The sequence below is a fragment of the uncultured Aquincola sp. genome, assembly GCF_964001545.1.
Lineage (GTDB): Bacteria > Pseudomonadota > Gammaproteobacteria > Burkholderiales > Burkholderiaceae_C > Aquincola.
In genome coordinates, this window is sequence record NZ_CAXFDV010000595.1 from 1 (window position 1) to 4205 (window position 4205).

The window sequence follows — 4205 nt, forward strand, 5'->3', positions numbered from 1 at the left end:
CACCACGGCCGCCGCCATCACGCGCCGGCCGCCGGCCATCACCAGGTGGGCCAGGGCCACGGCTTCGGCACACAGGCCTTCGGGGTAGGCCGCGTTTTCGATGTTGGCGCCCAGGTGCAGCCGGCCCTGTTCGTCCAGCAGGGCGGCGCCCACCGCAAAGCGCGAATACGGCGAATGCGATTGCAGCCGGGCCTGCGCAGCGGCCTGCAGCAGGGGCGTTTCATCGGCCGGGGTCAGGTGTGCCATCGCTTCAGCCCCACACCAGCCGGCCGGCCTGCAGCCGCAGGTCGCTGCGGGGCTGGGCCACGCAGGGCAACACCGCGCCCTCGGCCCGTTCTTCACGGCTGATGCCAGGCCAGTCGATGACGTAGTGCACCTCGCCCGCCAGCAGCTGCGACAGGCAGGCGCGGCAGCTGCCGTTGCGGCAGGCGCTGCGCAACGGCACCCCGGCCTGCAGCGCCGCGGCCAGCACCGTCTGGTCGGGCTGGGCCGTGAAGCTGTAAGCGCCTGGCTCGATGCAGATGGTGTGCGGCAAGGACATCGGCGCAGTCTATCGGCGGCGGCGGAAACAAAGTGTTCTGCCGCTTCAGCGGCGAAGGCGCGGGCCGATGAGTCACGTCATGCCGCCCCGCGACACCGCCCCCGCTCCGCTCGACGGCACGCCGACGGCGATGCCACTGCCCCGCGCCGCCTTCCCGGCCGCGCTGCGCCGCTTCGGCAGCCAGCCGGTGTACCGGGTGATCGAGGTCACGCGCGACGCCAATGGCCGGCTCAGCCTGCAAGGCCGCATCTGGCACACCGACCTGGACCGGCTGCGCCGCTTCGGCCGCGCGCTGGCGGCCAACTCGCAATCGCACCGGGTGGTGATTGCCGATGCCCGCGGCGAACTGGTGGAAGAGCTGCCCCTGGCCGGCCCCGGCGAACGGCAGCCGCTGTGGGGCGACTGGCAGCAGATTCCGCTGCCGCCGATGCCGCGCCCGGCGGCCACGCCCGCGCCACCGCCCCGTGTGGCAGCGCCCGCGCCACGGCCCGCGCCTGCGCCCGTGCCGGCGCCACCCGCCCTGCCGGTGGTGCAGCAGGCGGTGCCGGTGTCGCCCCCGCCAGCGCCGCTGCCCGCCACCGACGACGACGTGGCGGCCGCGATGGCAGCGGCCTGGCCGACGGCCGCGGACGAAGCGGTGGCCGAGCCACCGCGGCAGGCGCCTCAAGCGCCGCCGCGCGAGCTGCCGCGCCTGCAGAGCGACGTGCCCGACGCCCCGGCCGCGCCTACCAGCGGTAGGTGAGCGAAGCCACCGCGTTGCGCCGCGCGCCGAACCAGCAGTCGCCGCGGCCCAGGCAGGTGGCCACGTAGGTCTTGTCGGTCAGGTTGCTGACGTTGAGCGCGGCACGCCAGTGCGTGTTCTCCCAGGCCAGCATCGCGTCCAGCAGCGTGACCGAAGGCACCGTGGGCGCTGCGCCGTCGTGGAAGCTGCTTTTGTAGCGCACGCCCGCGCCCACCGAAAACCCCGGCTGCCCGGCCACCATGAAGCGCCATTTGCCCCACACCGAGGCCTGGTCGTGCGGCACCTCTTCCAGCGGCTCATCGACGTTGGTGTAGGTGTAGCTGGCCACCAGGTCGAAGTCCTTGCGCAGCGCGGCCTTGACTTCCAGCTCCACGCCGCTGGCCTGGGTCTCGCCCACTTGTCTGGACAAGTTGGTGCTGGGGTCGCTGACCAGCTGGTTCTTCTCGCGCAGGTCGTACACCGCGGCATTGACGATCAGCCGGCCATCGGCCGATTCGTGCTTGACGCCCGCTTCCCACTGCTTGCCTCGCAGCGGCTTGAAGCGCTGGTTGCCGATGTTGGCCACCGGCGTGAACGACTCGCTGTAGCTGAGGTAGGGCGACCAGCCGCCGGCGATGTTGTACATCGCACCCAGGCGCTTGGTGGTGGCGCTGCTGTTCTGGTCGTCCTGGCCGTCGGTCTGGTTGCGCGCCTGGTCGTGGCGCAGGCCGGCGGTGATGAGCCAGTGCTCGCCGAAGCGGATCTGGTCCTGCAGGTACACGCCCAGCTGCCGCTGGGTGGAGGGATCGATGGCCACGCTTTCCGGCGGCGTGAAGGGCGTGTACACCGGGTTGTAGGCGTCGATCAGCGGCACCTGGGCCGGGTCGGAGCCGGCGAAGCCGCTGGTGCCCGTCTTGCGGTAGCGGGCGTAGTCCAGGCCCACCAGCAGGTCGTGCTGCACGGCGCCGGTGGTCACGCGGCCCTGCAGGTTCTGGTCGAGCGTGAGCAGCCGCGTCTGCGTGTAGGTGGCGCTGGCGTAGCGGCCCAGCAGGCGCTGGCCCTGCGGGTCCGCGTTCCATCCACCCGGCAGCGAGAACGAGTCGCCATAGGTGGTGCGGTAATCCACCGTGTTGCGGCTGTAGCGCAGGCCCTGGTTCAGGCGCCAGCCGTTGTCGAAGCGGTGCTCGAACAACCAGCCCAGCGTGCGCCGCTGCGAGTCGTAGCGGTCCCAGTCGGGGTTGCCGATGAAGCGGCTGGTGGGCAGCCGGCCGTTGGGGTTGGCGGTGATCACGCCCGACCACGGGAAGAACTGCGAGGTGGAGCCGCTCTTGTCGTTCTGCACCAGGCCTTGCAGCGTCAGCGAGGTGGCGTCGCTGGGCCGCCAGGTGAGGCTGGGCGCCAGCAGGCCGCGGTCGTCGCGCACCTGGTCCACCTGGGTGTCGGCGTCACGCGCCACCGCCACCAGCCGGTACAGCCACTGGCCGTCGGCGGTCAGCGGGCCGGTGAGGTCGGCCTGCACCTGCCGGCGGTGGAAGCTGCCGATCTGCAGGCCCACCTCGCCCTGCGCCTCGTCCAGCGGGCGCTTGCTCACCATGTTGACCACGCCGCCGGTGGAGCCCTGGCCGAACAGCATGGCCGCCGGGCCGCGCAGCACGTCGATGCGCTCCAGCGTGTACGGGTCGGTGCGGGTGTTGCTGGTGTAGTAGTCGAAGTTCTTGCGCAGGCCGTCCAGGTACTCGTCGGCATTGCCGCCACGGATGCGGAAGCCGTCGCTGCGCGAATCCAGGCCGTAGGCGTCGGAACGCACGCCAGCCGCGTAGTTGAGCGCGTCCTGCAGGTTGGTGGCGGCCTGGTCCACCAGCTGGTCGCGGGTGATCACGGTCACCGACTGCGCGGTTTCCGACAGCGGCGTGTCGGTCTTGGTGGCGGTGGCGCTGCGGCGGGCGTTGTAGCCCTTGACCGGGCCGGTGGCCGTCTGGCGGTCGGCGTTGCCGGTGATCAGCACCTGCGTCACCGGCGCCTCGGGCGCGGCTGCGACGGCGGTGGCGCTTTGCGCAAAGGCCGGGGGCCATGCGCCCAGCAACAAGGTGGCGGTGGCGGCGCAGGCCAGCGGGGTACGGCTGGCGCGGCGGTGGTGGCTCGTCATGCGGGGGTCCTGCAGAAGGACGCCTGCCCCGGGCCATGGCGCGCCTGCGCAGGCGCCCGGCCGGGCCTGTGAGCAGCCCGCAGCAACGCCGGCACTGGCGCACGCGGGGGTGCAGGCGCAGTGGCGGTGGGCGAGCGGCGGCTGGCGGAAGGACCCGGATGCTATCGCAAATGATTCTCATCTGCGAAGTAGCGTGATCCGCGGCGACCGCGCGTGCGCGGGCGCCCTGGGGGCGGGGTCAGCCCTGCAGCAACTGGCGCAGGTTGGCCTTCACCCGGGCCGCAAAACGAGGCGGCTGCGCGCGTTGGGGCGGCACGGGGCGCCCAGTGGCGGGGCGCGGGGCGCCGCCGGGGGGCAGCAGCGCCGCAGGCGCGGTGAGCGGCGGGGCAGGCGCGGTCAGCGGCAGGGCGAGCGCGTACGCGGGCTCCGCTGCGGGCGGCTCAACGGCATCCGCCTTGCCCGCAGCCGCCGGCGCTGCCAGCCCGTGGGGTGGTGCCACGTCGGCGCAATCGCGGGTGACGTAGCCCACGGCCGTCCACTCGCGCAGCATCAGGCCCCAGGGGCGCTGTGCATCGGCCGCGGTGGCCGCCACCGGCATGGCCAGCGGGCCGGTTTCGGCCTGGCCCGGCAGCGCGCCCAGGGCCAGCGAGGCGATGCAGCGCCCGCTGAAGGGGCCGCCGCGGCAGGGCTGGTCCAGCGCCCACAGCTCCAGCTGCAGGGAGCCACTGAGGTTGTCTTCCGGCCGCGGGTTGCGCACGCGGTCGACCACCAGGGCCAGGCCTTGCGCCGCCACCGGC

The 4205-nt window shown here is 73.0% G+C and carries 5 protein-coding genes; 1 reads left to right on the forward strand and 4 read right to left on the reverse strand.

The genetic code is table 11. The features are described from left to right. Positions 1 to 246: cytidine deaminase (locus tag ABNT58_RS20560; RefSeq protein WP_348755280.1), on the reverse strand; the 246-nt coding region annotated here is incomplete at its 3' end. Between the two features lie 4 nt (positions 247 to 250). Next, positions 251 to 541, reverse strand: a complete 291-nt coding sequence (locus ABNT58_RS20565) for a 2Fe-2S iron-sulfur cluster-binding protein (RefSeq protein WP_348755281.1) — start codon at positions 539 to 541, stop codon at positions 251 to 253. A 67-nt stretch (positions 542 to 608) separates the two neighbouring features. Between ABNT58_RS20565 and ABNT58_RS20570 the strand changes: the two genes are divergently transcribed. Further along, on the forward strand, positions 609 to 1283 hold the full coding sequence (locus tag ABNT58_RS20570) for a hypothetical protein (protein ID WP_348755282.1): 675 nt from the start codon (positions 609 to 611) through the stop codon (positions 1281 to 1283). Here ABNT58_RS20570 and ABNT58_RS20575 read toward each other — a convergent pair. Continuing rightward, positions 1267 to 3408: a TonB-dependent siderophore receptor gene (locus tag ABNT58_RS20575; protein WP_348755283.1), complete on the reverse strand. Its 2142-nt coding sequence runs from the start codon at positions 3406 to 3408 to the stop codon at positions 1267 to 1269. The two genes, ABNT58_RS20570 and ABNT58_RS20575, sit on opposite strands and share 17 nt — an antisense overlap. A 238-nt stretch (positions 3409 to 3646) precedes the next feature. Then, a partial coding sequence (locus ABNT58_RS20580; protein ID WP_348755284.1) for a hypothetical protein occupies positions 3647 to 4205 on the reverse strand: 559 nt, incomplete at its 5' end.

Bases quoted from the DNA above. Each gene is read 5' to 3' on its own strand.
- ABNT58_RS20570 (WP_348755282.1), top strand. From the start codon at position 609: ATGAGTCACGTCATGCCGCCCCGCGACACCGCCCCCGCTCCGCTCGAC.
- ABNT58_RS20565 (WP_348755281.1), bottom strand. From the start codon at position 541: ATGTCCTTGCCGCACACCATCTGCATCGAGCCAGGCGCTTACAGCTTC.
- ABNT58_RS20575 (WP_348755283.1), bottom strand. From the start codon at position 3,408: ATGACGAGCCACCACCGCCGCGCCAGCCGTACCCCGCTGGCCTGCGCC.